Source organism: Mesotoga sp. (assembly GCF_035363035.1).
Classification (GTDB): domain Bacteria; phylum Thermotogota; class Thermotogae; order Petrotogales; family Kosmotogaceae; genus Mesotoga.
Window position 1 is genome coordinate 1 of the sequence record NZ_DAOSEH010000002.1, and the last position, 25,714, is coordinate 25,714.

Below are 25,714 nucleotides of genomic sequence, written 5' to 3' on the forward strand. Positions count from 1 at the left end.
TTTACAACATCACCAGACTCGTATCGACGAACGTCTTCTCCGAGATCCAGAATTTACTGGTCAAACCCGTATATGTTTCTCTCACGATGGCCAACGATTCCTTTGTTAAGAAGTGGCTTGAAGAAGAACATGAAGAAGATAGAACCAGGATCAGCAACTATCTTTCCGGTATAAAAGATAAGTACTCATATAGTTCGGCCTTTCTGATTTCCGCCAGTACTTTGAATTACTACAACGTTGAAGGGTTATTCAAGACAGTTAGCAGGAAAGATCCACACGATGACTGGTATTACTCCTTTGTGGATGAAAACTCCGAATTTCGTCTGGACATCGATACCGATCAAGCCAATAGAAATCTGCTTTCTCTTTTCGTCAACTGCAGGATCGACGATTCAGAAGGCAACCTTCTCGGAGTAACCGGCGTAGGTCTGGAGATTTCCGGGATAAGGGAGATCTTTTCCAACTACAACAGGTTGCTGGATATAGATACTTACCTTATCGATTCGCACGGTATCGTGAGACTCCACGAGGACGAAGATATGATACTGAAGGGCAGCATCTTCGACGACCCAGAGCTGGCGCTTTACAAAGCCAGAATTCTTGAAAATCTTGAAAATTTCGATGTGATCGAATACAAGAATACGCCTTTCGAAAATTATCTGGTATCCAGATACATCGCCGAAACAGGCTGGTATCTTATCGTGACCAAAGATACTACTCCGTTGAACAATTCTTTCCGTAAGCAATTGTTGTACGATATCGTAATAATTACCATAGTTCTGGCTCTCTTCACGATAATAGCCTTGAAGGTTATTTCGGTTAACCAGAAGAGGCTGAGCAAGATCGCCATGACCGATGCCCTGACGGGTATATACAACAGGCGGGCGCTAATGGAAATCCTTCCAATCGAGCTGTCGCGTGGAAAGAGGCTTCTGTATCCCATAACTTTCATGATGATAGATATCGACGGATTCAAGAAGATAAACGACCTTCACGGTCATATCGAAGGCGACAGAGTGCTAAGGGAGTTCGGCGGCATTCTTCAGATTAGTATTCGCAAGCAGTTCGACTCGGCCTTCAGATACGGCGGCGACGAGTTCCTCGTCTGTCTTCCCGATTGTGGCAGAGAAGATGTTAACGAGGTTATCGAAAGAATCAGGAAACTCGCATCAATAAAGGAAATTGCCTTCTCTACAGGAGTGCACACCGTGGATCCGAAAAGCGACAATTTCGATTTACTGGATATACTCTCGCTGATCGACAAGGAAATGTACGTAAGCAAAGGCGCGAAGAACTGATCTCCGGCCTAGGAAAGTTCTCTGTCCGATTGCTCACGATCGATACTCTTTACGTCAAAGATATTGCCAAGAGAACGCATATCGTTGCCGGTGGGGTTCTGGAAGACCCTTAAGCCGAAGTGAGGAACGGCGGCGAATATGTGGTCGAAGATATCCGACTGTAACGACTCGTAGTTAACCCAGGATGTATCTTTGCTGAAGACATAAACCTCCAGTGGAAGTCCGGCATCGGTAGGTTGAAGCTGTCTGACCATGATAATTAAATCTTTGTTTGTTCCCGGATGGCTTCTCAAATATGCATTCAGGTAGGCTCTGAAAGTCCCTATGTTGGTCATTCTTCTGCCGTTGACTGGCTCGGTCATGTCGATGTTGTTTTTCCTGTTGAACTCCTCTATTTCTTTCTTCTTGCTGTCGAGATAAGGTTGCAGAATCTGAATTCTGTGGAGTCTTTCAAAAAGCTCGTCGTCTAGAAAGCGTATGCTCGAGGTATCTATGAAAACCGACCGTTTTATCCTCCTTCCACCGGCCTGAAACATTCCCTTCCAGTTTTTGAAAGACTCGGAAATCAACGCATAAGAGGGAATCGTCGTGATAGTCTTGTCCCAGTTTTGAATTCTGATAGTCGTCAGCGTTATATCTATTACGTCGCCGTCGGCCTGGTACTTGGGAACTTCGATCCAGTCACCTATGCTCACCAGGTTGTTCTTGGATATCTGTACGCTTGCAACAAGTCCCAGAAGCGAGTCTCTGAAAATTACCAGAAGTATCGCCGTCAATGCGCCGATACCGCTGAGAATACCCCAGGGAGAAGTGTTTGTGAGTATGGATATGACAATGACGCTTATTACTATGTACATCATTATCTTGACTACCGTTATGTAACTCTTGATAGGCTTGTCTCTGGAGATTTCCAGGAACTGGTAAGCGTCAGTTATAGCTTCGAGTATCGCATCCATGACAACGGCGGCTATGAATATAAGATAGGCCGTCGATAGTCTTTTTATAAGCTCCTCCACCATGGGGAAGACGGGCGCGAAAGAGACTATCACTATCGCCGGGATCATCAGGGAGATCCTTCCCAGAACGTGGTGTCTGACAAGTATGTCATCCCATTTGTTGGGTGACTTCTTTATGAAATGCTCGATCGGTTTTATCACGACTTTTTCGAAAAGGAATTTCGAAAGAAAGGCCAGAGCCACGATAATAACTCCGGTGATTATGTTGGCAAACACGATATTCAAATTCTCCATTCCCAGTGAAAAAAGCCAGTCGGCAAAGAATTTGACCACTTCATCGCCTCCAATGCTGCTACGATACGTTAGACTTCTTTTTCAATGCGGTCCTTTCCATTTTCTTTTGCCAGATACAGCAGCGCGTCGGTCTTTCTGATGAAGTCTGTGGCATCTTCACCCTTCCAGGTGCTAATGCCTGCGCTCAGCGTAACTCTAGGTTTCAGAGAGGCTGGTATCTCTTCCCTCAATCTGTTGGCCGTTGCGGAGGCGTTTTCGATATTCGTCGAAGGCAGTAGCAACAGGAACTCTTCGCCGCCGTACCTGAAAGCGTAATCGCTGCGCCTTACAGAGTTTTTTACGATCACCGCCGCGGCTTTCAGCACGTTGTCTCCGGTGAGATGACCGTAAATATCGTTTATTCTCTTGAAATCATCCAGATCTATCATGATCATAGACAGGAATCCCCCGTATCTGAGCGCTCTTTCAATTTCCATTTCTATGATAGGGTACATTCTCTTCTGGTTTAGAAGACCGGTAAGAGGATCGGTTTCGGCCTGGGTCTTCAGCATCTCGTTGGCGATTTCGAGCTTCTCCTGGGTTTCCAGCAGTTCCCTGTTGCGTCTCTCTATTGTGAGTTTCGCTTCTTCCAGTTCATGGTTCTGGCTGTTCAGCATTTCGATCTCCTGCATTTTCTGTTGTACTCTGAAGGACGATTCGAGCTCGACCATTCTTGCGTTACTGGCCTCCCTGTAAAGCCTTTCGTTTATTGAAACCAGTCTCTTGTACTCATCGAGCGCGGCTTTAGTTTCGCCGATCGTCTCGTGAATGTCCGCCATTTCCTTCAATGCGTTCGGTATCTTGGAGAGACTCCCCGCCTCTGTATGAAATTCAACATACGACGACAGGAGCTCCAGGGCGCTGTCGAAAAGACCGTTTCCTCTGTAGTAATCGGCCATGTGGAAACTCAACTCTTTCAGAATCTGTAGATCGGAAATCTCCTCGGCGATCGGCCCTACCTTCTCGAGAACTTCGAATGCCTTGCTGTAGTTTCCGATGTCCAGAAAGACCTGCGCAAGGTTCATGTAACTGTTGCAGAGCTCTCTTTTTTTACCCAGTTCCAGTTTGATCGATATGGCCTCTTCGTAATTTACGACGGCTTCGTCGTGGCGTCCAAGTTTGTTAAGAGCGATTCCACAGTTGTTAAGAAAGAAGGAAAGCGCCTCCCTGTCGTTTTTGGACTTTGCGTATTCGAGGGCTCTCTGTGTGTACTCCAGACCCTTTTCGTACTGGTTCATGGATATATAGACTCCACCTGTGTTGGCTATCACATCGTTAATATCGTCGGCCGTACCGAACTGGCGGAAAAGCTCAAGAGCCTTCAGTCCGTAATCGATCGAACTATCGTAATCGCCGACGAGGCAGCAATACTTGATCATGTTGTGGGTGATGTTGGCCAGTTCGAGACATTTATGTTCTTCAAATCTTGGAAGTTCAGCGCGTGCCGTTTCAACCGCGAGCAAAAACTTGCCCTCTCTGCACATATGAGCCGTGAGTTTGTTGAGAAGGTCGAGCTTTCTTCTGTAATCATCGAGCGGAAGGTCCGCGTAAGCTTTCATCAGATCTTCAGTGTCCCGCTTCAAATTTTCCACAATTACCCCCACATATATTCCGAACAGATCGAGACTTCGCCCTCGTTGCTCGTATCGTCTTTAAGGTCAATTCTCACGAACTTTTCTCGATCCGCAAGACGATCTACATCTCTTCTTCCATGTCTTCTCGATCGCCGTCGTTCCAGTAAACGGTTATGACTTCGAGTTTTCGCAATCCCTTGCCCACTATGGCCGTTACTTCCCCGTCCGTCACTTTTATCCTGTTGTAGTGCGCCAGTTTTACCTGCCGGCCTTCGCCGCCCAAAAGCTCCATCACTCTTTCAGGATCGATCTCTCTCTCCTGCATCCTGGCAACCGCGTGCGGATGAAAAGAGATATCGATATCTTCGGATTCTTCCGGCTCCTCGACGTCTCCACTGAAAGATTTTACGATATACGCTACAACGACCGCAATTACCGCGATTATAAGAACGAAGAACATATATACCACCATGAACAGAACGGAGAAAAGACCTCTCCGTTTATCATTTTCCCAGCCTGATGAGCATTTCATCCATTATATACGGATCCTCTTTTGTCCCTCCCCCGAAATGGTATCCCTTTGGTTGCGGGTAAATGTCCCTGTAAACGGCCTCTATGCCGTCGAAATCCCAGGTCGTTATATAGATGTTCAAACCTTCGAAACTCTCCAGCCTTCCCAGAGTCTCGCCCGGTATTCTCAGTATAACCTCTCCGGTGAGTTTGTTCGTTTGAACCAGCGGTGTCGGAGAGATGGCCGTGCCGAAAGACTTCGATCCACTGCCCTCTGAGGAGTAGGCGACAATCGACCAGCCGTTGGCGAAAATAAAGTAGTCCCAGTCGAGTCCATCGGGCATCGATGCGTTCTGGAACGGCAGAACCGTCGCTCCTTTTTTGGACGGGTCGTCGATATAGATCTGGAAGGTTACATGATCGAAGCCGTTCTGGGGTCCCCACGAATCGGTCAGGTCCTTTATCTTCATAGCTATCACCAGGGATGCGCCGATCTGTCTCACATTAACTCCGAGAAGATCCATCTGCCTCTTGAAAGTTATATCCGTCGGATAAAGATATCTGCCTTCCGGCCCGGCGTCGTCGCCTTCGGGATCTTCACCGCTGAAGAGAACGATCTCCGGGATGTCCAGAATCACTTTGTAATCTTTACTGTATATGGAATCACGCCTGGTTTGCCCGTAAACTTTGAAGAGAATAGAATGTATACCGGGATCAAACTTGGAGATATCCCATTCGTAGAGCCATTTCCCGTCGATTATCTCTATGTCCTTGCCGTCTTCTATCCTTGTGTCGAATATTATTCTGGCCGAAGTCGCTCCTTTTGCGCTGCCGGTTATAGTGTAGTTCGAATCTATCTTCTGATTGTCTTCAAGATCGACGTTGAACTCTATGTCCGGTAGAGTGACGCTCTTTTTCTCTTTGGTGGCGACCCCCACATAGACGGAGCGGGGATTCATCGTGATCACAAGGTTGCCATCGTTCTCTACTGTGTAGTCTTTGAACAGAGAGTTGAAGGCGTACAGCGGTCTGACCACCTCGCACATCTCCATCCCCGTATCCATATTGGCCAGTATCCTCCGCTCGCCGGAGGTGTTCATTATGACGAAAACCTTCTCGCCCTCCCACTCGAGGCTGTAGGCGAAGATACCTGGACCGTTGGAATCGTCCTTCAAGACCCTCAGAGTTCCGTAGCGGAAGACCGGGTTGTTCTTCCTGAGTGTAATGAGTTCCTGTATATATTTGAAAAGCTCCGAGTTGTTGTTGTAGTGGTCCACATCTCCCGACTGGAACCCTCCGGCGAACATCGCGGCGCGTGTTTCGTTGAAGCCCTGTTCAGTGCCGTAATAGACCACAGGGATGCCGGGAACGGTGAATATAAATGCCAGCGCCTGTTTCAGATTGGCCAGGCCGCCTCCTTTGAGGAACCTCTCCATGTCGTGGTTATCCACGAAGGTGAGCATCCTGGAAGGATCGAAATACTCGCTTCTCTTTTCCAGCCTGTATGTGAGGTTGGCAGTGGGCTTTCCCTCTTTGAATATACTCCTCAACTCTATGTTCAGCGGGAAGTCCAGCATGGAGTTCATACCGTTTTCGAAGAATTCGCGTATAACCTTCTCACCGGTATCGCTTAGGGGATCGCTCCTGACCCAGGCCTCTCCGAAAGTTATGAAACCCGTTTTGCCACTCTCGTTAGCCACCTGGTAGATCCCGTTCTCTCCCTTGAGAAACTCCTTCCAGAATTCGTAGGGGACGTAAATAACCGTGTCTATCCTGAAGCCGTCGATACCGGCTTCCCTTATCCAGAAGGTGTAGGAATCTTTCAGGGCCTCTATCACTTCGGGGTTTTCCGTGTTGAGGTCGTCCAGTCCCGACATCTGGTATGTAAATTTTTGAAGCTGATCGTTGAAGTTAGAGATATCCGGAGTCCAGTGGTAGATGTTCTTCTCCGAGTCGGTCTCGTAATTGTTTAGCGAGAAGGGATACTGCTCCGGGGCAGCGGTGGGGGAGCTATCGGCGTTGAGTTCGAACTGCCCGTCTATGAATCTGAAATAATCGCCGACGTGATTTGGAACGATATCCTGGATGACCAGCAGGCCCTTCTCGTGGGCTTTGTCAACGAATTCCCTGTATAGTTCCAGATCTCCGAAATGTTCGTCTATCCTCTTGAAATCCCTCGCCCAGTAGCCGTGATATCCCCCGTAGCTCACCCAGGGGTTCCACCACTGGTTCGCGACCGGTGGGGTGATCCATACGGCCGTTGCGCCGAGCTCTTTTATGTAATCCAGCCTGTCTATCAATCCCTGGATATCTCCGCCGTTGTAGCGAGAATTGTCGTTTCCGGCCTCGCCAAAGCCCATGTCGTCGTTGGAAGTATCGCCGTTGGCGAACCTGTCGATCATGACGAAGTACACGATCTGGTCTTCCCATACAGGCTCTGCTGAAGCCAGGGATAAGAAAATGGCAGCTACGAAAATGGACAGAACGAACCTCTTCATAGGACACCTCCTTATTTTTAATCCATTATACAATCGAGAAACTCTCCCAGGTTCTTTACCCGGAGTCTGTGGTCGATATGTCTGTTGTAGGCCCAGTCCATTATGTAGGTATTAATTCCGTGGTCGAGAAGGTTTTCGATGTGGTGAGGCGCATCATCCACCGCCAGTTCCACTCCCAGGACCTGGCAGAGTTCGCCCTTGCGCGAGCTGACGATGATCGCGCCGGGTTCTCCCACGTGTTCCAGTATCCATCTCTGTGACTGTGCCTGGACGGTCCGTCCCTTCGTCGGGAAGCGTGAGGTTATGAAGTATATCTCGTGTCTCCCCGCTCTCATAATCTCCGCGAGTCTTAACAAATCGTCGCGGTCGGCATAGGCCGGAAGGCTCTCGTAGAAGTTAGGTGTGCTGCGGATAGCTTCCCACACTCTCTCTTCCATCTCCAGAGTGAGGTTTGGAACGCTCTTCCAGAAATCCCAGACCTTCACCTCGACGCTCACCGGCACTTCTTCGTACATCCGGTGGGCGATCTGCAAAAAGGCCAGATTGAAGTTGGTCAGTATATCGTCCATGTCTATCATTACCTTCACAAAAACACCTCCATATAAAGTATATAGCAACCGGACGCGTTATCGAGCAGCCAGTAGAATTAAGCGGCGAAGAGACTCATTATGAAAGACCGTTTGAGAAGGCTTTGTTTTGTGGGATAATCTGAAAGGAAAAGGCAGCGGATTAAAAGGAGGAATAAAGAGTATGTTCGAACTGAAGGACGTAGCGTTGCTTTACGAAACCAGGAAACAGGCTCTCGCCGCACTTAAATCGACCACATTGAAGATAGATCGGGGAGAAGAAATCGGAATCTACGGCCCTTCTGGATCGGGCAAATCCTCTCTTCTCTTCATAATGAGCACGCTCAAAGATCCCAGTCGCGGAGAGGTGAAGTACGACGGCAAGGAGATCACCGCGCTCACACCTTCAGCGAAGGCCGAGCTTAGACGTAAAGAGTTCGGGTTTGTTTTTCAGGAGCATTTCCTCGTAAACCATCTTACGGTGAGGGAAAACGTTTTACTTCCGGCAAGCGATAAGAAAGACGCCAGAAAACGCCTCGAGGAGATACTGGGTTTCCTCGGACTTGGTGAATTGCAGAAGAGATTTCCCTTCGAGCTCTCTCTCGGTCAGAGCCAGAGAGTGGCCATAGCCCGCGCGTTGATCAACAATCCACGAGTGATTTTCGCCGACGAGCCGACCGCATCGCTCGACAGGGATAACGGCCAGAAAGTTGTGAAGCTGCTCAGATCATACTGCAAGAAAAACAACGCCATTCTTATAATGGTCTCTCACTCGCCGGAAATGATAGAGGGATTCGGGAGGAGGTTCAAAGTAGAGAACGGTCAGGTGAGCGAGGTAACGGCCAATGTTTAAGTATATTTGGTTATACTTCAAAAGGAGGCCGTTGAGAATTCTGGCGTTTATTCTGGTCGTTGCCCTGGGTGTCGGGGCCAGCATGATCCTCGGTTCGATATTTCTCTCTTTTGGCGAGACCAGAAACAGGATATCCGCAGTTAACGAAAGCTGGATAACCATTCAGTACCTCTCCAGTAACGGCAGAGATTCACGGCTGGACGAGGTGATCGAGAAAACGCTCTCGGAAACCTTTGGCTTTTCCGACGCGATAAAAGTCGATATCGCCTATCTCAGTTACAACCTCTTCGGCAGCGCCAGAGCCAACTTCCCGGTGTACGGGATAAGACAGACGGATATTCCCAGACTTCTGCGAGAGTCGGAGATGCAGATAGCTCGGGGTACGGTTTTCGAGAGAGACTCGAGAGATATAATGGTATCCGGTTCCTTCCTCAAGGCCGACAGACTGGAAGTCGGCCAGATCTACGAAGAGACGCTGGAGATGTCCACACCCGGTCAGTATTCTATCGTGGCTTCATTGAAAGGACCATCGATCTTCGGTTTAGGCCCTGCGGGAATCTCCTCGGGCGGCGGCACTTATGGCTACATGATCTTCGCCAGAGAAGGTTTTCTCATGGCCGTCGAGAACGAGTTGAAGAACGCGCTGGTCGAGTATATGCCGTCTATTACGGTTAATGGACCGGCCTCGTCGATCGACAGGATAAGAGAGCAGTACGCCGGCTATTACACGGGAGTCTTTTTCGTGAATCTGGTAGTTGCACTGATCTTTACCGTGGGACTGACCATGCTCAACTCTGTAAGTCTACGTGAACGGAGAAAGGAGTACGGCGTTATGTCCGCGGTCGGCTATACAGGCGGAAGCCTTAAGGTCAGGCTCTTGATAGAGTCTTCGATTCAAGCTACCTTAGGATGGATCGCAGGCTTCCTCGCCGGTGTATGGACCATCTCGGTTCTCGAGAAAAGGTTCTTCGAACCCGCCGGGCTTTTCCTCAGAAATGATCCCGTCGGCTCGTTCTACACCCTAATAATTCCGCTGGCTGTGGTGTTGCTGACCCAGTTTCTCATAACCGGTCATCTGAAACGCGACCTCATAAATCTCCTGAGGAGCGCCAGCAGGGAAAAGGGAATCTTCAGGAGTCGTTTCAGGGATATACATACAGGCTGGTTGCGTTATCCGGTGAGAACCGGCGCCTATACGCCCCTTTTTGTGAACGTGGTCGTTTTCGTAGCTTTGATATTTTTCTTCGGTTCCCTTCTTTCCGGTCTTTCCGATGGAATAAGGGACGGCGGGATCTTCTTCGAAAACAGAACATATGTGAGGATGGCCGACGGCGTGGAGTTTCCATCCGATATTACGTCCTCCCCGGAAGTGAAGTCCTTTAAGGCCGGGCTCGAAAAGCTCAGGATAAAGCTGCTCTTTGGAACGAGCAGTGTCTATATACCGGTGCTCTCGCCGGAAGATGCCCGGGCTTTGCTCCTGTTGAACGAAACACCGGCAACGGGAACGTTGCTGGTCAGCAAAGGCCTTTCGGAAAGACTTGAAGATGCGGCATCGCTAGGGTATTCAAAGGTTGAGGTATCGGCCGTATTGAAGGGGCTTTCCGGTGTGATGGTCGCCTCACCGCTTCCGGGTGGAACGCTTCTGACCTATGACACGGCCGGAGAGGCCGAAAAGATTCGAAGAAGTCTTCTTTTTTCACAGACTGAGATGATCCTGGATAATTCGACATTCGAAAAGTCCTATAAACAGGAGACGCAGTTCATGAAACTGATAACGGAGATCATCATCTATTTGCAGTTCTTCGTGGTAATGGTGATCGGCGTGGTAACTGTAATAAGAACCGTAAGCGCAAGACGTTCGGAAATATCTATAAGAAGCATAATCGGGCTGAAAGAAAAAGAGACTCGCCGGATGCTTTCGGCCGAGCTCGCCGTAGTGATACTGTCGGCGGCGGCGATGGGATGCCTTGCCGGCTTGACAGTCTGGTGGATCATGAAATCGATATTCTTCCAGGGCGTCTATACCTCCACACTCGTAAGCATGCCGACGGCACTCAGAGTCTCTCTCATGGTTCTCTCGATTCTCGTGGCCGGTTTCCTGACCGTTAGGTTCTTTGCAAGCCGGGAAGATCCGATAGCGATAATAGAGAGGTAGCCACATGAGATACAGAGAATACGCCTCGCTTACGGATGGTTTCTCCACGGGGAAGTTGAACAGGATCACCGATGTGCCGCGCCTTAGAGTCGGCCACTTCACGGTCGACAGAGATCGGCCGACGGTCCTGAGGACCGGCGTTACGGTTCTCAGGATCGACGATGTCATAACCAAACCGGTGTGGGCCGCCTGTAACGTTTTCAACGGCTACGGAAAGTCTATGGGGCTGGTTCAGGTCGACGAGCTCGGGACGATGGAGAGCCATGTCTTTCTGACCAACACGCTATCCATAGGAGCGGTTCAACAGGGCGCGGTCAAAATCGCTCTCCGAGAGCACCCCGGGACCACTTCTTTCAACGCCGTCGTGATGGAATGCAACGATAGTTACCTCAGTGACATCGCCTCTCTCTCAGTGACGGATATGATGACGATCGAGGCTTACGATGGAGTCGTGGAAGATTTCCCGATGGGCAGCGTCGGTGCCGGCACAGGGATGATCTGTTTCGGATTCAAGGGAGGGATCGGCTCCTCTTCCAGGGTAATCGAGATAGGCGGCAGGGAGTACACCCTGGGAGCTCTAGTGCTGGCCAACTTCGGGAGGACAGCCGATCTAAAGATGCCCGGGCCGGTTGACGCTAACTTCGAAGAACCCCAAAAGACCGGCGGTTCATTGATAATGGTTCTCTCGACAGATATTCCGTTGCTACCTCACCATCTGAAGAGGGTCGCCAGGCATTTGAGTCTTTCCATCGGAATACTCGGAGCCCCCGGTTATCACGGCAGCGGCGACATCGCGCTGGCCTTTTCCACAGCCGATAGGAGCGATCCTCAGGCATTGACTATCGGAGAGGACGGTTCAACCATGAGTCAGATCTTCAAAGCATCAGTCTGGGCCACGGTTGAGGCCATACTAGATTCTATGTTTTCATCGCCCGACATGAAGGGCTTCCGTGGCGCGACCCCTTCAATTCTTGACAGCATCCGTCAGAGATTGTAGCGATGTTTGAATGTGCCAAAGGCTCCAGGCCATCCAGCCGTCAAAATGGCACACATTGACTGATCTTCATGCATTTTGTTTCTTCGTGATTCTACAGATTGGGTAAGATGTGTTTTCAATTAACTAAAAATGATATAATGATTTCAGCAAATTACCGTGGAGTCATAAAGCATTAAATTTCTTTCGTCAGGAGTCATGCTTTTCCATTTTGTTATCCAGAGGGGAAAGAGAAACGAGCAAAAAAAGGGAGGATAGATGAAAGCAACGGTCTTTCTTTTGATTGTGACGGTCTCTGTTTCGTTGATCGCTCTAACCCCGCTGACGGTAACCTTCAAAGATGGTGAACCTCTCTCTTACTACAGAGAATACTTCGATCTCTATCCTGGAGATAGGGAAGTGTTTCGCTGTCCGCTTCTTCTGGTTGGCGCTGGAAATTCGTTGATGTTTCTGGATAACGGCCAACCGTTAACCTTATGTATGGCTGGACTGAGCACGGAGCAACTTGACAGTTCTTTTCTTGACAGGCTTCTGCGAGATCGGGATTTCTCGATCTCCTTTGAAACCTCGCAGAACGCTGTGGGAAGTCATAGACCGGCATATCTATGGCTTCGATACGAGACAGGGTATGTCAACGCGAATCTCCTGCTTCTAGAAAACGGTAAGGCACTTCTGGAAAGCTGCAGGGAATCGTCGTTGTTGAAATGGCTGGAGCGGTTTGGTAAATACGAAGCACCCCCGAATGGGCCATTGCAGAAAAGAAGCACAATCCGTGAAAGAAGGTTCACAACGATCGTCTCCATATACAGCGCGGGCCGAGCGAAGCGACTGGAGAGCGGGATTTATGATCTTGAACCGGAGAAGGGCCCTAAATATGATCATGATGCAATGCAAAGCGAGAAATCTTACACCATCAACGAAATCTTTGCCCCGGAGAAGGGTCGAGTTGTAGAAGAGTCACCAACTGCCACAAACGAACAGTGGAATACGATCGTGAGTTTCTCGGGTTCATCTACCGACTTTACCGAGCCTTTCACCGTACCGACCGGAGAATGGAGGATAAATCTGAGCCACGAGGGAAGTTTCTTCTCGCTTACACTCTACAACGCCTACGACGGAAGCATCGAAGAAACGCTGCTCACGGCGACATCACCCGGTGCTAGAGAGATTTATCTTCACAGGAGCGGAACCTTCTACTTCTCCATCATCTCCACAGGTAATTACGAGATAATCGTCCAGGTGAAGACGGAGAGCAGTTCCTAACGCTCTTATCGCTCTTCCGAAGGACGGCTCCTGGCGTCATATCTTCTTCGGGAAGCTTATAGTGACCGTTGTTCCAAGCATGTAGCGAGACCTTATATCTATCGTACCACCGATCAGGTTCAAAGCGTGCTTTACCAGCGAAAGACCTAGCCCCAGGCCCGAGGAACCTGATGTTTTAGCGTTGCTGGCGCGGTAGAACCTCTCGAAAACCCTGGGAAGTTCGTCGCTCTTGATTCCAATTCCGTTGTCTTTGACGGAGAGAAAAATCTTCCGGTCAGTTTCGTAAGACGTGATTTCGATCTTTTCTCCGATACTGGAGTATTTAACGGCGTTTGAAATGAGGTTGGAAATTATTCTGAAGAGAAGCATAGAGTCGGCCGCGGCATAGATGTCCGGTGAGACGGATACTTCGATCTGCAGTTTCTTCCGCTTCCATTTGCTTTCGAGATCGCCTATGGCTTCATCGACCAGTTCTCTCAGATTCACCGTCTCTACCTTCACTCTGTAGTTTTGCAGTTCGAGGTTAGAGAGTAAACCCAGTTCTTCCACAAGACGAGCAAGCCTGTTAGTCGATCTGGATATTCTTACAATCGTCTCTAGTACTTCTTCGGGAAGTTTTTCCCTTTTTTCGATTAGAAGTTGGACGTAACCGTTTATGACGGCCAGGGGAGTGGAGAATTCATGAACTATGGAGTTCACGAAGTCCATCTTGGCGTTCTCGAAGAGCTTCTCGTTTGTTATGTTTCTCATTACTATGTAAGGCGGAACTACCTTCACACGCAGGTAAAGGGTCATATCGTCTTTGACATAGATCGTATCGGTCTCGAACTTCAACTCCGATATGAAACTATCCACGATCTTAGATATTCCCTGAACGTGCAAGCCATCGGGGAGTGCCTTGCCCTCGACCTCTCCCAGCAGTTTTCTGGCCGAAGAGTTGGCCTCGACAATAGCCAGTCCCTCATCGACCTTGAGAATCCCTTCGCTGAGCTCGTTCAGGAGAGGCTCGTTCATTTCGCGTCACCGGGAACGAATTTGTACCCCACGCCTCTGACTGTCCTGATAAACTTCTCGCCTACCTTCTCTCTGAGTTTGCTTATATGGACATCGACGGTTCTGAAATCCCCGTAGAAATCGATTCCCCAGACTTTGTCGAGTAGTTCTTCCCGGGTGAAGACCCTTCCGGGGTTCTCGGCCAGTATTTTCAACAATTCGAATTCCCTTCTGGTGAGTTCTTCCGAGACCCCGTTTCGCGTGACGGTGTAAGACTTCAGATTCACCAGCGCCTCACCTATGACTAATTGTTCTTCGAGTTTTCCGGAAACTTCTGTGCGCCTAAGAACGGCCTTTATCCTGGCTACCAGTGCACGCGGATTGAAGGGTTTGGTAACGTAATCGTCGGCCCCCAATTCCAGTCCCAGTATCATGTCCAGATCGGACTTTCGGGCCGTCAGGAAGATTATGGGAATGTTCGGGTTTGTCGAGCGTATCCTCTTTATCAGATCGAGCCCGCTGGCATCGGGAAGCATGATATCCAGAAGAATAACGTCCGGTCTGTCCGACTGTAAAGCCCGCCAGAGTTCTTCGGCGCTGGTTGCGGTATCTACCTCCATGCTTTCGCTTTCGCAGGCCGTTCTGATAATGTTCAGAATATCTGGATCGTCGTCCACTATTAAAACTCTCAACGTCGCATTTCCTCCTTGAGATTAGCGCCTTTCGCGATGTAGTAGATCTCCTCGGCGATATTGGTTGCGTGATCGCCGGCCCTTTCGAGAAACCTCGCAACGAGCAGAAGATCCAGCAGTTGGGCGATGGCTTTTGGGTCGGTCATGTTGACCAGTTTATCGCGAACCTCGCGCTTTATGTAAACATAGTATTCATCGACCTTGGCATCTTCGCTCCAGACTTTCCTGGTAACTTCGATATCTCTGTTATAGTAGGCCTTGATGATCTCATCGAGCATGTTCTCTACCACTGCGGTCATTTTCTTGATGTGGACCAACGGCTTTACCAGCGTCTGATTTTCGTACCTCACGGCGACTTCGGCGATGTTGACGGCCAGGTCTCCTATTCTCTCGAGATCGGTGGCGAGCTTCATCATGGTCAGGACATATCTCAGGTCTTCGGCAAGGGGCTGGAACCTCCCTATATAGTTGCATATTTCTAAATCCATTTTGCGTTGAAGGTCGTCAATAATTTGGTCACCGTCTATAACAGTTCTGGCGGAGTCTCCGTCGAGTCTGTCTAAAGAATCGATCGCCTTTACGAGGCTTGATCTGACGTTCTCTATCATGTCCGATAGCATCGATTTCAACCTGTTGAAACCCGCTTCAAGGTGGCGCTGCCTTTCTTGAGTCATGCTTACCACTCCCCGTTAGCTGAAAATACCCCTCAAATAGTCGCTGGTTCTCGGATCTGACGGGTTAGTAGTTATCTTCTCGGTCGCATCGAACTCGACCAGTTCACCAACATAGAAGAACATCAAGTAATCAGAAATCCTCAGAGCCTGCTGCAAATTGTGGGTAACTATTATTATAGTATACCTTTCAGAGAGTTCTTCGATAAGTTTTTCTATCTTCTGCGTTGCGATGGGGTCCAGAGCGCTGGTAGGTTCGTCAAGCAGCAGGACTTCCGGTTCCACCGACAGCGCCCTTGCAATGCAGAGCCTCTGTTGCTGTCCTCCTGAGAGGTTCAGCGCGTTCTTCTTTAGTTCGTCCTTCACTTCATCCCAGAGCGCCGCCTGCTTGAGGGATCGCTCGGCTATCTCTTTCAGTCTCTGGCGGTTTTTCACACCGTGTATTCTCGGTCCGTACGTTACATTATCCTGTATGGTTTTGGGAAAGGGATTGGGCTTCTGAAAGACCATCCCCACCTGTTTTCTCAAAGAGACCGCGTCCATCGTGAGCGTTTCTTTGCCGAGAAGTTTGATGGAACCGGTGTGTCTGTAAGTCGGGATCAAATCGTTCATCCTGTTCAACACCCTGAGAAAGGTCGATTTCCCACAACCGGAAGGACCGACGACGGCAGTCACCTTCCTTCGGGGTATCTCGCACGTCACATCTTTCAATGCATGCTTTTCACCGTAGAATACGTTCAATTCATCTATCACGAAGATCGTATCTTCCACCTTACACCTCCAGCTTCTTCGTTTCCTTTCTCCGTCTAATGGCAACAAGCAAGAAGAGAACCACCACTATGATCAAGAGGAGAGATATGCTACCTTCGAGTTTAGGGGTCACATTATCGGGATAGACGGCCGAAAGAACGAATATATGTGTCGGTAAGGCCATGGCCGGTTCGAAGGGACCGGTGGGGTTCCTGGTTATATAAAAGGCCGCTCCGGTGAAGAGTACGGGTGCCGTTTCGCCTATTATCCTCCCAATCGCTATAATCACTCCGGTTAAAATACGAGAGAAAGAGGCCGGCAGCACTATTCTAAAAGACGTCTCGGCCCTGTTTGCGCCCAGTGCGAGGGATGCTTCTCTGTACGAATAGGGAACTGCCGTCAGGCTTTCGTGGGTGTTGGATATTATGTAGGGGAGCGACATAATTCCCAGTGTGAGACCGCCGGCCAGAACCGACGTTCCGAACCCGAAAGTGATCGAGAAGAGTGATAGGCCGAACAGGCCGAAAACAACCGAGGGGATCCCGGCCAGAATGTTGTTGGCGGTGAGTATAAGTCTTTTGAAGGCGGTATCTTTGCTGTATTCGCTCAGATAAACGGCCGCCAGTATTCCAACAGGTATAGAGAACAAAAGAGCTACCGCCACGAAGTAAACCGTTCCGACCAGCGCCGGCCAGATCCCGCCCCCGGTCATCGAATTCCTTGGGAAAGCCGTCAGGAACTCCAGATCGATATTGTCCAAACCGTTGACTATCAGAAAGCCTATCAAAGCCACTATAAGGCCGATCAAGGTGTATGAAACAACGGCGAAGGTTATCTTCACGATTGCGTCTATCTTCATTTTCCTTTACTCCTTTTTAGCTTCATGGCTATCAGAGTGAAAACAGTCGAAATCGCCAGAAGTACAACACCGATCATGAAAAGGGCAAAATAATGTGTGCTTCCCAGCTCGACCTCTCCCATCTCTCCGGCGATCGCCGAAGTGAGCGGCCTCACGGGATCGAAGATCGTGGAAGGCACCATGGTCGCTCCTCCAGCAACCATGAGAACTACCATGGTCTCACCGATAACCCTGTTGGTTCCCAGTATGATCGCGTTCAGTATGCCGCTCCTTGCCTGAGGTAAGAGTATCCTGAAAATCGTGCCCGTCATATTCGCACCCAGAGCTAGAGAAGCCTCTTTCTGATCCCTAGGAACAGCTCTCAGGGCATCTTCCACGAGAGTAACAAAGTACGGCATCGCGAGTATAGAGAGCATTAAAGAGGCGTTCATAACGTTCAGCCCGGTCCATACATGGAGAGGGAAATGTTCCATCAGCCATCTGGAGACGTACTTGAGACCGAAACTTCCCAGCACAACGGACGGGATGCCGGCCATGAGTTCGAAGATATATTTGATGGCATCGTGGCTTTTCCTGCCACTGAACTCGGCCAGAAAGATCGCGCAGACAAAACCCAGAGGAATCGCTATAACCAGAGTTAATCCTGTAACGCTCAGAGTGCCAGCGAGCAAGGCGAGGATTCCAAACTCGGCATCCTCGTAGGTGGGGTACCAGCGGGCGCTGAATAAGAAGTCTTTCGGCGATACTCTTCCAAATACACGCACCCCGTCAGATATAAGGAAGTAAAAGATCCCGAAGACTATAATAGATGTCAGCAAAGCGGCGAAAGTCACCAGGACTTTCGCCGATAGTTCAACTCTCTTTCTTCGCAACCGGACTCATCCAATCTTATTTCGTGCCGTATGCGTTTACGTATCCAACTGTGAGAACGGCTGCCTGACCTTCCGGCGAAAGAGCGTATCTCAGGAAATCGGCCACTACTCCCGTTGGAAGTCCATTCGTGGCATTCACGAACATGAAGAGCGGTCTGGATACCGGGTATGTTCCTGCATTAACGTTTGCAACGGTCGGTTCGACTCCTTCGACAGTGAGCGCCTTGACCTCTCCTGTGATATAACCCATACCTATGTAGCCGATCGCGTAATTGTTCTGAACTACCTGTTCTACTTCGGCCCTGGTGGAGGCGAGCTGTTGAACCTGTGGTGCGAGTTTATCACCTTTCATGACATGCTCTATAAAGTATTCGAAAGTCCCGGAAGCGTTGTCCCTCGAGAACGGAACGATCCTTACCCTGGGAAGTGATGAATCTATCTGGTTCCAGGTCGTCACTTTCCCAGAATAGATATCGTAGAGCTGTTGAAGCGTTATGTTGTCAATCGCCAGAGATCTGTTGACGATGATGGCTATACCGTCGTAGGCCACAATGTATGGAACGAAGTACTTTCCGTCTCTGTTCATCTGTTCGATTTCCGAAGGTTTGATCCACCTGCTGGAGTTGGCGATATCTGTCTGACCGTTGAAAAGAGCTTTGATACCAGTCGAGGATCCAGCACCTTCGATGGAGATCTCCACCCCGGGTTTGAGAGCCTTGAAGGCCTCGGCCCATAGCTGAGCGACCGGGTACACTGTGTTGGAACCTTTTATAACCAGTGTTGAACCGAATGCCAGTACCACCGAAAGAGTCGCCAGAGCAATAGCTATAACTGTCTTTTTCATCTTTTGCACCTCCCGAAGTTTTTCTACAATACGTTTATACTCCGGGAGCGTTATTCGAGTTTTAGTCGAGTATTAATGACCGGATCCTTCGCAAAACCGGCTTTAGAAGCGGTCAGTAGGAAAAAGCCTTTTGCCGCTTCCCGTTATCGCGGGAAGTTTGCCTGAATATTACCCGCGTTACTCCCATCGGTGGTGGGTTTTGTCGATCAAGGTAGTGTAAATTATACCGGCGTTAATAATGTTAATCGGGTTGAGCTGTCAAAACACTCGGTTAACGTCTCCTGACGAAGAGGCTGTCTATGATCTCTCCTTGCGGCGTTTTAGCCTGGATGGAAATACCGTCAAGGGTGTATTCGAACAGAACATAGTGGTATGACTGGCCGTAAGCCTTCAACCCCGGCCCGGGCAGGATCTCGTAGAGGGGAGCGCCACCGCCGGCCGTTATTATATAGTTCACTCCGTTTCTCTCTATCCTCTGGTAGCCGTGATCGTGGCCGTTCAGAACTATATCGACGCCGTAGCTTTCAAAGACCGGCACCAGGTACTCTTTCACATAAAAGTGATCGCCGTGTGGCCCAAAACTGTAAGGAGGGTGGTGGAAGAAGACGATTGTGAAGGCAGGATCGAGAACGGCCGCCTTCTCGAGCTCTGTGAGTAACCAGGTATACTGTTGTGAGTATTTATCGAAGGATTCATTCGTGTTCAAACAGACGAAAAAGATATCACCGTACCAGAAACTGTAGTAGCGTTCGTTTCCCGGATATGCGAAGAATCTAAGGTAATTGATCGCATCGCTTTCGTGGTTGCCGATGGCACTGTAGTAAACGCCGCTGGAGAGGTTCTCAACGGCCTGCATGAAGTCTTTCCAGCTTTCCAGATCATCATCGCTGGAAACCAGGTCTCCTGTGTTTATCACCAGAGAGGCGTTCTCTGCTGCAATGGCCGCTGTTACGGCTTTATGGACCTCGAGATCGCTCCTGCTGTCGCCGTAAGCTGCGAATCTAAAGGGAGAGTTCCTCTGAGGCGAGGTCGTCAGCACTCCACCGCCTCTGTAAACGAGGCTGTCTCCCCGCATGCTCTTCACGATGTACGCATAACTCGTGCCCGGTCTCAGGCCGGAAACACGGAATCTGTGGAGCGTTACTTCAGTCTCGGAATGTATCCACTCGTTCGATCCGTCATAGACGATCAGGTAGGAATCGGAAGGTTCCTCGGTGAACCATGTAATAGTGATCTGCTCGCCGGTGACATCGCTGAGATAAACGCCAAAAGTAAGACAGGCGATCATCGAAATCAACACAACCAAGAATTTCCTCACTTTCATCAACTCCTTCAACTCCTTCAAGATCAATTGTAACCTGTCCGGCCTGAAGTAGTGAAGCACCTGGACGGTAGAGGAAACGCTTAAACAAGGAATACTTCAGATGTGTTTTTCAAACTTCTCAAGGTCCACCGCTGCTCTACGTGCTATAATTCTGAAGCTGGAGGTGAGATACATGGAATTATACAGTAGCGAGAGTGAACCGCCACCTTGATCTTTCTCGTCCATTGAGACCTCCTTCTCGGGACGGGGAAACCAATCCTTGACTTGATAACAAGAAGGAGGTAAACAATGTGCGAGAGATACTGGTATCTGAATACGGTAAGTTGAATTCTATCGATACACCCATAGAAGGCTGCTGGATAAATATCACTTCTCCGAACAGCGAAGATATATCCTTTCTCAAGGAAATGGGTTTTGAAGAGGACTTTGTGTACGACTCTCTCGACCAGGAAGAGAGAGCGAGGTTCGAGCAGGACGAGGACCTCGTATATATCATCACCAAACTCCCCTACTTCGACAGTGAAGACAAAGCCGTTCCGTACAAGACTATGACTCTTGGTATAGCCATGAAGTCAGGCTACTTCGTCACCGTCAGTAGTTTTAAAAGCGCCATCCTCGAAGATCTTATCGAAGGGCGCGTCAGGGACGTTTCCACAAAAAAACGCAACAGATTCCTGCTGAGAATCTTCGACAGGGGAACGGTTTATTACCTGAGATATCTCAAAGAGATCAGGCGGCTTTCAAACGAGATAGAGTCGGAGCTCCACCGCTCTACAAGGAACAAGGAGCTGGTGGCCATGCTGAACCTCGAAAAATCTCTGGTCTTCTTCACGACATCTCTGAGATCCAATGAACTGATGTACGAGAAGCTAAAAAGGGCCCACATACTTACCCTTTACGAAGAAGACGAGGAACTCTTCGAGGACATATCCATCGAAAACAGGCAAGCCATCGAGATGGCAAACATCTACAGCGACATACTGACCGGTATGATGGACGCCTTCGCTTCGGTTATATCGAACAACCTGAACGTAGTGATGAAGATACTCACGATCGTTACTCTCACGCTGCAGATACCGACGCTCATCGCCTCGATCTACGGAATGAATGTGAGTCTTCCCTTCATGGACAGTCCGAGCATCTTCTACTGGTCGATGGGGCTTTCCGGTCTGGCAGCCATTATCGTCGGGTTCATCCTTTTCAAGATAAGGTGGTTCAAGTAGAGCGTAGCGATTTGAGCAGAAAAACCTGCACAACAGATGAGGCCATAAGAACGAAGGGGATCGCGGTTACCGGTAGAAGAAAGCCTACCAAAGCATAAAAGAGGGCTATCGAAGAGGTTATAAAAAACGTAGCCCTCTTTTTTTTGCCGGTGATCGCAAAGATCTTGTCGTAATAATGGTCTCTGTCTCCTTTCAGGGGCGATTTTCCTGCCAGCGAACGTCTGGCGAAACCTATGAAGAGATCCAGCACGACCGGCCAGCAGAAGGCGGCGATCCTGACGAAATTCTGGCTTTCCCAGCTCTGTATTAGAAGCAATCCCACGAAAGTTCCGGCAAGATACGACCCCTGATCTCCCATGAAAATCTTCGCGGGAGGAAAGTTGTACATTAGATAACCGGCAAAAGCGCCGGCGATAGCCAGCGATATGTCGGGAGAAAATCCCGCAATGAAGGCGAAGATCGCGAAGATGATCGTGTTTCCCGCACAGATGCCATCAAGACCGTCCACCATGTTGTAAGCGTTGACCGCTACAGCGAAAACGAAGGCGAGTATGGTCGAATCGAAGAAGGAATAACCGAAGATTATGTAGGATATCGAAAAGCCACCGGCCAGCTCCATGAAAAGCCTCACTTTGGGCGAGAGTCCCCTTTTGTCGTCAACAAAACCTACCGTCCACATAACGATGAAAGGAAAGAAGTACTCGGGATAGTTGAGGAACCATGGTGAGATCGACAGAAGTATGGCCGTTCCACCGAGATAAGGTATAGGCTTTTCGTGAGGTTTGAGCGCTCCGGCTGGTTTATCGACGAAACCCAGCTTCGTTCCGAGTATCTTGAAGATATAGTTGAAAACCAGAGACAGACCGAAGGCTATTATTACTTCCATTATCCGACCCTTTCGACGGTCTTCGCTACGACCTGTGCGACGTACTCCTGTTCATCGGGAGAGAGGTTGCTGAAGAAGGGAATGGCCACAGTTTGCCTTGAAACTCTCTCCGTCACAGGAAAGCTTCCCTCGCGGTAACCGAACTCCTCTATGTAGAAAGGCTGGAGATGAACCGGTCTGAAGTACTCGCGACACTGCACCCCGTTTTCTCTCAGCTGATCCATAAACCGCCCCCTGTCGATCCGCTCATCAAGCCTTATCACGTACACAAACCACCCCATTGAAGTCACGTAATCTTCGAGGTAAGGAACGGTAACTCCTCCGATCTTCGAGAGCAAGGCGGAGTAGCGGTCGGCCACGACTCTGCGCTTCTGGAGTATTTCGTCGATCCTTTTCATCTGTTCGACGCCCAGGGCGGCAGAAAGCTCGTCCAGACGATAGTTGTAGCCAAGCCTAACGTGTTCCAGCCAGTCTTCAGCGACGCCACGGCCCTGGTTTCTCATGCTCCTGGAAAGCTCGGCTATAGACGGATCGTCCGTTACGATGATGCCGCCCTCACCGGTAGTTATCTGTTTGTTGGGGTAAAAAGCGAAGGCGCCGGCAAGTCCGAAGGACCCGGCCCTCCTACCGAGATAACCGCTGCCCAGAGCCTCGCAGGAATCCTCGACTATCGGGATCGCGTACTTCTGGCAGATCGCTTCGATCCCCTCCCAGTCCATCGGGTGGCCGAAAATATCGACACCCATGAAGAGATCGGGCAGGAAACCTTTTAGAGACAGCTTTTCAGTCTCGAGACCCTTTCTCGAATACTCCTCGAGCGCTTCATCAAGCGTTTCGGGAGAGATGTTGTAGGTCTTTTCGTCGATATCGGCGAAGACCGGTATGGCTCCCTCGTATATAGCGACATTCGCAGAAGAGACGAACGTGAAGGGGCTGGTCAGCATAACCTTTCCCCTGTCCAGACCGACGGACCTCACGATAAGATGGAGAGCGCTTGTACCACTGTTCACGGCGATCGCATATTTCAATCCGACATAATCGGCGATGATCCTCTCGAATTCCACTACCTTCGGACCTATAGACAGGATTCCCGAGTCCATGAGACCGGCAACGGCCTCGATTTCTCTCTCTGTGATATCGGGCCTGGCAAGGGGAACCAGCAATTACTCCACCTCCCTGGTAGAACGCGCAAAAGTTGATAGAAGAAGACCTAACATGAACGACCATAGGGCCGCAAGCCCTATCTGATAATCTTTTGGAAGCATGAAAGTGACCGTGTGGGCCGGTATCCAGAACCAAAGAAGCGAGAGAAAGGCCGAATCGAGCTTCTTCCAGTTCCTCTTGCGTTCAACGATGTTGTCTAGAAGTCTGTGGAAAAGAACGAGAAAGACACCGAATTGAAGGTTCATGGCCACCGAACGCGCCAGAGCGTTGAGGAAAGCTTTTTCGAAGAAGACCTCCGGCAAAACTCTGTTGAGAACGAGAGTGTTGACAAACCCCTCGAAACCTATGAAGGCCACTTTTATGAAGATCGAGAGAACGGCCCAGACCAGCATCTTCGACAGAAAGAGCGACATGGAGACGCTCTCCTTCGATCCCGAAAGTTTCTTGCTGACAAGATCGCCCAGGGTGCCGAGAACGGCGAATTGAATCATGGCCGATATGAAGGGATAGCCTCTCACGAAGTTCAAATACCAGTTCATGAAAAATCTCCCCCCGTCTTGATTCTGGCCGTCGCATCGGGCATAAATCCTTGTATTATTCCGTTCAGGACTGCATAATCGCTGTTACGTATTGCAAGCTCGAGCTTCGAAACCAACTCTTCCATCTCTTTTTCACCGAGAACGGTCTGCCCGTTCAATTTGAAGATTTTGGGATGTTTAGTCTTCGATAGGGCCTCGTCGGTCATGACTAGCTCCTCGAAAAGCTTCTCCCCCGGCCTGGCTCCGGTGTACTCTATCATTATCTCCTGTTCTGGCACATAACCGGCGAGTGTGATCATCTCTCTCGCCAGAGTCGATATCTTGACCGGCTCGCCCATATCCAGAACGAAAATATCGCCTCCTGTGGCGTATGCACCGGCCTGAAGAACTAGAGAAACGGCTTCGGGTATGGTCATGAAGTATCTGGTCATTCTCGGATCGGTAACTGTTACCGGACCACCAGATTGTATCTGCTTTTTGAAGAGGGGTATGACACTGCCGCGGCTACCGAGTACGTTACCGAACCTCACTATCCCAAAGCGTGTGGCGCTGTTTTCGGCGATCGACCTGACGAACTCCTCGGCCAGCCTTTTCGAAACGCCCATGATAGAAGAAGGGTTGATCGCTTTGTCAGTCGAAATCATAACCATGGCCTCGGCCGAGTATCTGTGAGCCATCAAGGCAATATTTAATGAGCCAAGAGAATTCACCCGGAAGGCCTCAGTGGGGTTTTCTTCCATCAGCGGGACGTGTTTGTGAGCGGCCGCGTGGAATATCAACGACGGTCTATGGGTTTTAAAGATATACTCCATCCGGTCTTTGTCCTGGACATCTCCTATTAGCTGTTTCAGAGGGATATCCGGATATTGTTTTGAAATCTCCTGCTTTATTTCATATATACTGTTCTCACCTTTGCCCAGAAGAAGCAGTTTGCCTGGACCTAATGGAGCTATCTGCTTGCAAAGCTCGCTGCCTATGCTACCTCCAGCACCGGTCACAAGAACAACTCTTCCGACTATGTAGTTTTTTAGTGAAGCCAGATCGACCTTTACGGACTCCCTACCGAGTAGGTCTTCTATATCTATCTCCCGAAGATAGCCCAGTTTGGCCTTACCGTCTATTATTTCGGTCATGCTGGGAAGAGTCTGTACTTTTATTTTCTTGGTATCGATGTGTGAGAAGATCTTCCTCAAAGTCTGCGAGTCGGCCGAGGGTATTGCAACTATCACCTTATCGATCTTGAATCCTTCGACCAGTTCCATTATCTGCGTCGAATCTCCGAGAACTTGAATTCCCCTAATTCTGCGATGGAGCTTTCTGGGGGAGTCGTCAACAAAACCTACCACTACACCGTTTTCGGGATGGTGGGCCAGTTCTTCGGCGAGAGATGTTCCGGCGTCTCCGGCACCCACTATCAGCACTCTTTCCGATGCTGCAAGCGCGTGATGCCTCCTGTTGATAAAGCTCAACCACATTATTCTCGACCAGATTATAAGAAAGGCCGAACCGATAGCGGCCATGCTTGAAACAGTGAAAGGGACCGTTAAAAGCTTTATGTTCAAGAGAATGAGTAGCCTTCCGACCCCAAATCCGGCTACGAAACCTGTCGCAATTCCCCGGATGACGATCCAGTAGTCTCTGAAATAGCTGTAACTCCAAGCTATTTTGTAGGTGCCGTTCAAGGCCAACGATATAACTATGAAAAGACTGAAAAAAATGCCGTTCACGAAGAATTCCGGCTCGTACAGATTGAATATACCGTACCTGAAGTACATCCCCATAACGTAAGCAAGGTATATGAGAAGAAAATCGAGAAGGAGAAGCGCCACATTTCTCCTCATGCCGGTCAGAGCTTTCAACTTGAACAATACATTCACCTCGGAAGAGATTCTAGCAC

Annotated in this window: 24 protein-coding genes; 6 read left to right on the top strand and 18 right to left on the bottom strand. The window is 49.5% G+C overall.

Going from position 1 to position 25,714, the window contains the following annotated elements; translation table 11 throughout:
- A partial coding sequence (locus PKX57_RS00440) for a sensor domain-containing diguanylate cyclase (protein WP_472415756.1) occupies positions 1-1,298 on the top strand: 1,298 nt, incomplete at its 5' end.
- Between the two features lie 8 nt (positions 1,299-1,306).
- Here PKX57_RS00440 and PKX57_RS00445 read toward each other — a convergent pair.
- The 5 genes from PKX57_RS00445 to PKX57_RS00465 all read right to left on the bottom strand — a co-directional run bounded on the left by PKX57_RS00445 (position 1,307) and on the right by PKX57_RS00465 (position 7,747).
- The gene (locus tag PKX57_RS00445) at positions 1,307-2,587 is read right to left on the bottom strand and encodes a mechanosensitive ion channel family protein (protein WP_472415758.1); all 1,281 of its coding nucleotides are present in this window, start codon (positions 2,585-2,587) and stop codon (positions 1,307-1,309) included.
- Positions 2,588-2,616: 29 nt separating this feature from the next.
- Positions 2,617-4,179 (bottom strand): tetratricopeptide repeat-containing diguanylate cyclase, encoded by a 1,563-nt coding sequence (locus tag PKX57_RS00450; RefSeq protein ID WP_470745531.1) that lies wholly within the window; start codon positions 4,177-4,179, stop codon positions 2,617-2,619.
- 103 nt (positions 4,180-4,282) lie between these two features.
- Positions 4,283-4,621, bottom strand: a complete 339-nt coding sequence (locus PKX57_RS00455; protein ID WP_213920447.1) for a DUF4258 domain-containing protein — start codon at positions 4,619-4,621, stop codon at positions 4,283-4,285.
- 43 nt (positions 4,622-4,664) lie between these two features.
- Positions 4,665-7,169 (bottom strand): alpha-amylase family glycosyl hydrolase, encoded by a 2,505-nt coding sequence (locus PKX57_RS00460; RefSeq protein ID WP_213920446.1) that lies wholly within the window; start codon positions 7,167-7,169, stop codon positions 4,665-4,667.
- Between the two features lie 17 nt (positions 7,170-7,186).
- Complete coding sequence (locus PKX57_RS00465) at positions 7,187-7,747, bottom strand: 5' nucleotidase, NT5C type (protein WP_470745585.1); 561 nt, start codon at positions 7,745-7,747, stop codon at positions 7,187-7,189.
- 172 nt (positions 7,748-7,919) lie between these two features.
- Between PKX57_RS00465 and PKX57_RS00470 the strand changes: the two genes are divergently transcribed.
- The 4 genes from PKX57_RS00470 to PKX57_RS00485 all read left to right on the top strand — a co-directional run bounded on the left by PKX57_RS00470 (position 7,920) and on the right by PKX57_RS00485 (position 13,000).
- Positions 7,920-8,588 (top strand): ATP-binding cassette domain-containing protein, encoded by a 669-nt coding sequence (locus PKX57_RS00470; RefSeq protein ID WP_213920444.1) that lies wholly within the window; start codon positions 7,920-7,922, stop codon positions 8,586-8,588.
- Complete coding sequence (locus tag PKX57_RS00475) at positions 8,581-10,743, top strand: ABC transporter permease (RefSeq protein WP_472415760.1); 2,163 nt, start codon at positions 8,581-8,583, stop codon at positions 10,741-10,743. Before PKX57_RS00470 ends, PKX57_RS00475 begins: the two co-directional genes overlap by 8 nt.
- Positions 10,744-10,747: 4 nt before the next feature.
- Positions 10,748-11,740 carry a P1 family peptidase gene (locus PKX57_RS00480; RefSeq protein ID WP_214049914.1) on the top strand — a complete coding sequence of 331 codons (993 nt, stop codon included), beginning with the start codon at positions 10,748-10,750 and terminating at the stop codon, positions 11,738-11,740.
- A gap of 255 nt (positions 11,741-11,995) precedes the next feature.
- Complete coding sequence (locus tag PKX57_RS00485; RefSeq protein ID WP_213922217.1) at positions 11,996-13,000, top strand: hypothetical protein; 1,005 nt, start codon at positions 11,996-11,998, stop codon at positions 12,998-13,000.
- Between the two features lie 36 nt (positions 13,001-13,036).
- Here PKX57_RS00485 and PKX57_RS00490 read toward each other — a convergent pair whose 3' ends face one another.
- From PKX57_RS00490 to PKX57_RS00530, 9 genes are all read right to left on the bottom strand, one after another.
- On the bottom strand, positions 13,037-14,014 hold the full coding sequence (locus tag PKX57_RS00490; RefSeq protein WP_213922218.1) for an ATP-binding protein: 978 nt from the start codon (positions 14,012-14,014) through the stop codon (positions 13,037-13,039).
- Entirely contained in the window at positions 14,011-14,685 is a 675-nt protein-coding gene (locus PKX57_RS00495; RefSeq protein WP_213922219.1) for a response regulator, read from the bottom strand. Before PKX57_RS00495 ends, PKX57_RS00490 begins: the two co-directional genes overlap by 4 nt.
- Complete coding sequence (phoU, locus tag PKX57_RS00500; RefSeq protein ID WP_213922220.1) at positions 14,682-15,359, bottom strand: phosphate signaling complex protein PhoU; 678 nt, start codon at positions 15,357-15,359, stop codon at positions 14,682-14,684. The genes PKX57_RS00495 and phoU overlap by 4 nt, the downstream gene beginning before the upstream one ends.
- Positions 15,360-15,374: 15 nt before the next feature.
- A complete protein-coding gene (gene pstB, locus PKX57_RS00505) occupies positions 15,375-16,127 on the bottom strand; it encodes a phosphate ABC transporter ATP-binding protein PstB (RefSeq protein WP_472415762.1) in 753 nt (250 codons plus the stop codon).
- Position 16,128: 1 nt separating this feature from the next.
- On the bottom strand, positions 16,129-16,965 hold the full coding sequence (gene pstA / locus PKX57_RS00510) for a phosphate ABC transporter permease PstA (protein WP_213922222.1): 837 nt from the start codon (positions 16,963-16,965) through the stop codon (positions 16,129-16,131).
- The gene (gene pstC, locus PKX57_RS00515; protein WP_213922223.1) at positions 16,962-17,837 is read right to left on the bottom strand and encodes a phosphate ABC transporter permease subunit PstC; all 876 of its coding nucleotides are present in this window, start codon (positions 17,835-17,837) and stop codon (positions 16,962-16,964) included. The genes pstA and pstC overlap by 4 nt, the downstream gene beginning before the upstream one ends.
- Positions 17,838-17,853: 16 nt before the next feature.
- A complete protein-coding gene (locus PKX57_RS00520) occupies positions 17,854-18,681 on the bottom strand; it encodes a phosphate ABC transporter substrate-binding protein PstS family protein (RefSeq protein WP_213922224.1) in 828 nt (275 codons plus the stop codon).
- Between the two features lie 271 nt (positions 18,682-18,952).
- Positions 18,953-20,065 (bottom strand): metallophosphoesterase, encoded by a 1,113-nt coding sequence (locus PKX57_RS00525; protein ID WP_472414743.1) that lies wholly within the window; start codon positions 20,063-20,065, stop codon positions 18,953-18,955.
- A gap of 36 nt (positions 20,066-20,101) precedes the next feature.
- Positions 20,102-20,230 carry a hypothetical protein gene (locus tag PKX57_RS00530; RefSeq protein ID WP_470745529.1) on the bottom strand — a complete coding sequence of 43 codons (129 nt, stop codon included), beginning with the start codon at positions 20,228-20,230 and terminating at the stop codon, positions 20,102-20,104.
- 65 nt (positions 20,231-20,295) lie between these two features.
- Between PKX57_RS00530 and PKX57_RS00535 the strand changes: the two genes are divergently transcribed.
- Positions 20,296-21,228: a magnesium transporter CorA family protein gene (locus tag PKX57_RS00535; protein ID WP_472415764.1), complete on the top strand. Its 933-nt coding sequence runs from the start codon at positions 20,296-20,298 to the stop codon at positions 21,226-21,228.
- Here PKX57_RS00535 and PKX57_RS00540 read toward each other — a convergent pair.
- From PKX57_RS00540 to PKX57_RS00555, 4 genes are read right to left on the bottom strand one after another with little or no spacing between them, the layout of a single operon-like run.
- Positions 21,221-22,114: an undecaprenyl/decaprenyl-phosphate alpha-N-acetylglucosaminyl 1-phosphate transferase gene (locus tag PKX57_RS00540; RefSeq protein WP_213922227.1), complete on the bottom strand. Its 894-nt coding sequence runs from the start codon at positions 22,112-22,114 to the stop codon at positions 21,221-21,223. The two genes, PKX57_RS00535 and PKX57_RS00540, sit on opposite strands and share 8 nt — an antisense overlap.
- Positions 22,114-23,277, bottom strand: a complete 1,164-nt coding sequence (locus tag PKX57_RS00545; RefSeq protein WP_213922228.1) for a DegT/DnrJ/EryC1/StrS family aminotransferase — start codon at positions 23,275-23,277, stop codon at positions 22,114-22,116. The genes PKX57_RS00540 and PKX57_RS00545 overlap by 1 nt, the downstream gene beginning before the upstream one ends.
- Complete coding sequence (locus PKX57_RS00550; protein ID WP_472413962.1) at positions 23,278-23,817, bottom strand: hypothetical protein; 540 nt, start codon at positions 23,815-23,817, stop codon at positions 23,278-23,280. It abuts the gene before it with no gap.
- Positions 23,814-25,685, bottom strand: coding sequence for a polysaccharide biosynthesis protein (locus PKX57_RS00555; RefSeq protein WP_472415766.1), 1,872 nt, complete (start codon positions 25,683-25,685; stop codon positions 23,814-23,816). Before PKX57_RS00555 ends, PKX57_RS00550 begins: the two co-directional genes overlap by 4 nt.
- Positions 25,686-25,714: the final 29 nt, after the last annotated feature.

Bases quoted from the DNA above. Each gene is read 5' to 3' on its own strand.
- PKX57_RS00530 (WP_470745529.1), bottom strand. From the start codon at position 20,230: ATGGACGAGAAAGATCAAGGTGGCGGTTCACTCTCGCTACTGTATAAT.
- PKX57_RS00490 (WP_213922218.1), bottom strand. From the start codon at position 14,014: ATGAACGAGCCTCTCCTGAACGAGCTCAGCGAAGGGATTCTCAAGGTC.
- PKX57_RS00480 (WP_214049914.1), top strand. From the start codon at position 10,748: ATGAGATACAGAGAATACGCCTCGCTTACGGATGGTTTCTCCACGGGG.
- PKX57_RS00475 (WP_472415760.1), top strand. From the start codon at position 8,581: ATGTTTAAGTATATTTGGTTATACTTCAAAAGGAGGCCGTTGAGAATT.
- PKX57_RS00550 (WP_472413962.1), bottom strand. From the start codon at position 23,817: ATGAACTGGTATTTGAACTTCGTGAGAGGCTATCCCTTCATATCGGCC.
- pstA (WP_213922222.1), bottom strand. From the start codon at position 16,965: ATGAAGATAGACGCAATCGTGAAGATAACCTTCGCCGTTGTTTCATAC.
- PKX57_RS00540 (WP_213922227.1), bottom strand. From the start codon at position 22,114: ATGGAAGTAATAATAGCCTTCGGTCTGTCTCTGGTTTTCAACTATATC.
- PKX57_RS00455 (WP_213920447.1), bottom strand. From the start codon at position 4,621: ATGTTCTTCGTTCTTATAATCGCGGTAATTGCGGTCGTTGTAGCGTAT.
- PKX57_RS00470 (WP_213920444.1), top strand. From the start codon at position 7,920: ATGTTCGAACTGAAGGACGTAGCGTTGCTTTACGAAACCAGGAAACAG.
- PKX57_RS00485 (WP_213922217.1), top strand. From the start codon at position 11,996: ATGAAAGCAACGGTCTTTCTTTTGATTGTGACGGTCTCTGTTTCGTTG.
- phoU (WP_213922220.1), bottom strand. From the start codon at position 15,359: ATGACTCAAGAAAGGCAGCGCCACCTTGAAGCGGGTTTCAACAGGTTG.
- PKX57_RS00520 (WP_213922224.1), bottom strand. From the start codon at position 18,681: ATGAAAAAGACAGTTATAGCTATTGCTCTGGCGACTCTTTCGGTGGTA.
- PKX57_RS00460 (WP_213920446.1), bottom strand. From the start codon at position 7,169: ATGAAGAGGTTCGTTCTGTCCATTTTCGTAGCTGCCATTTTCTTATCC.
- PKX57_RS00465 (WP_470745585.1), bottom strand. From the start codon at position 7,747: ATGATAGACATGGACGATATACTGACCAACTTCAATCTGGCCTTTTTG.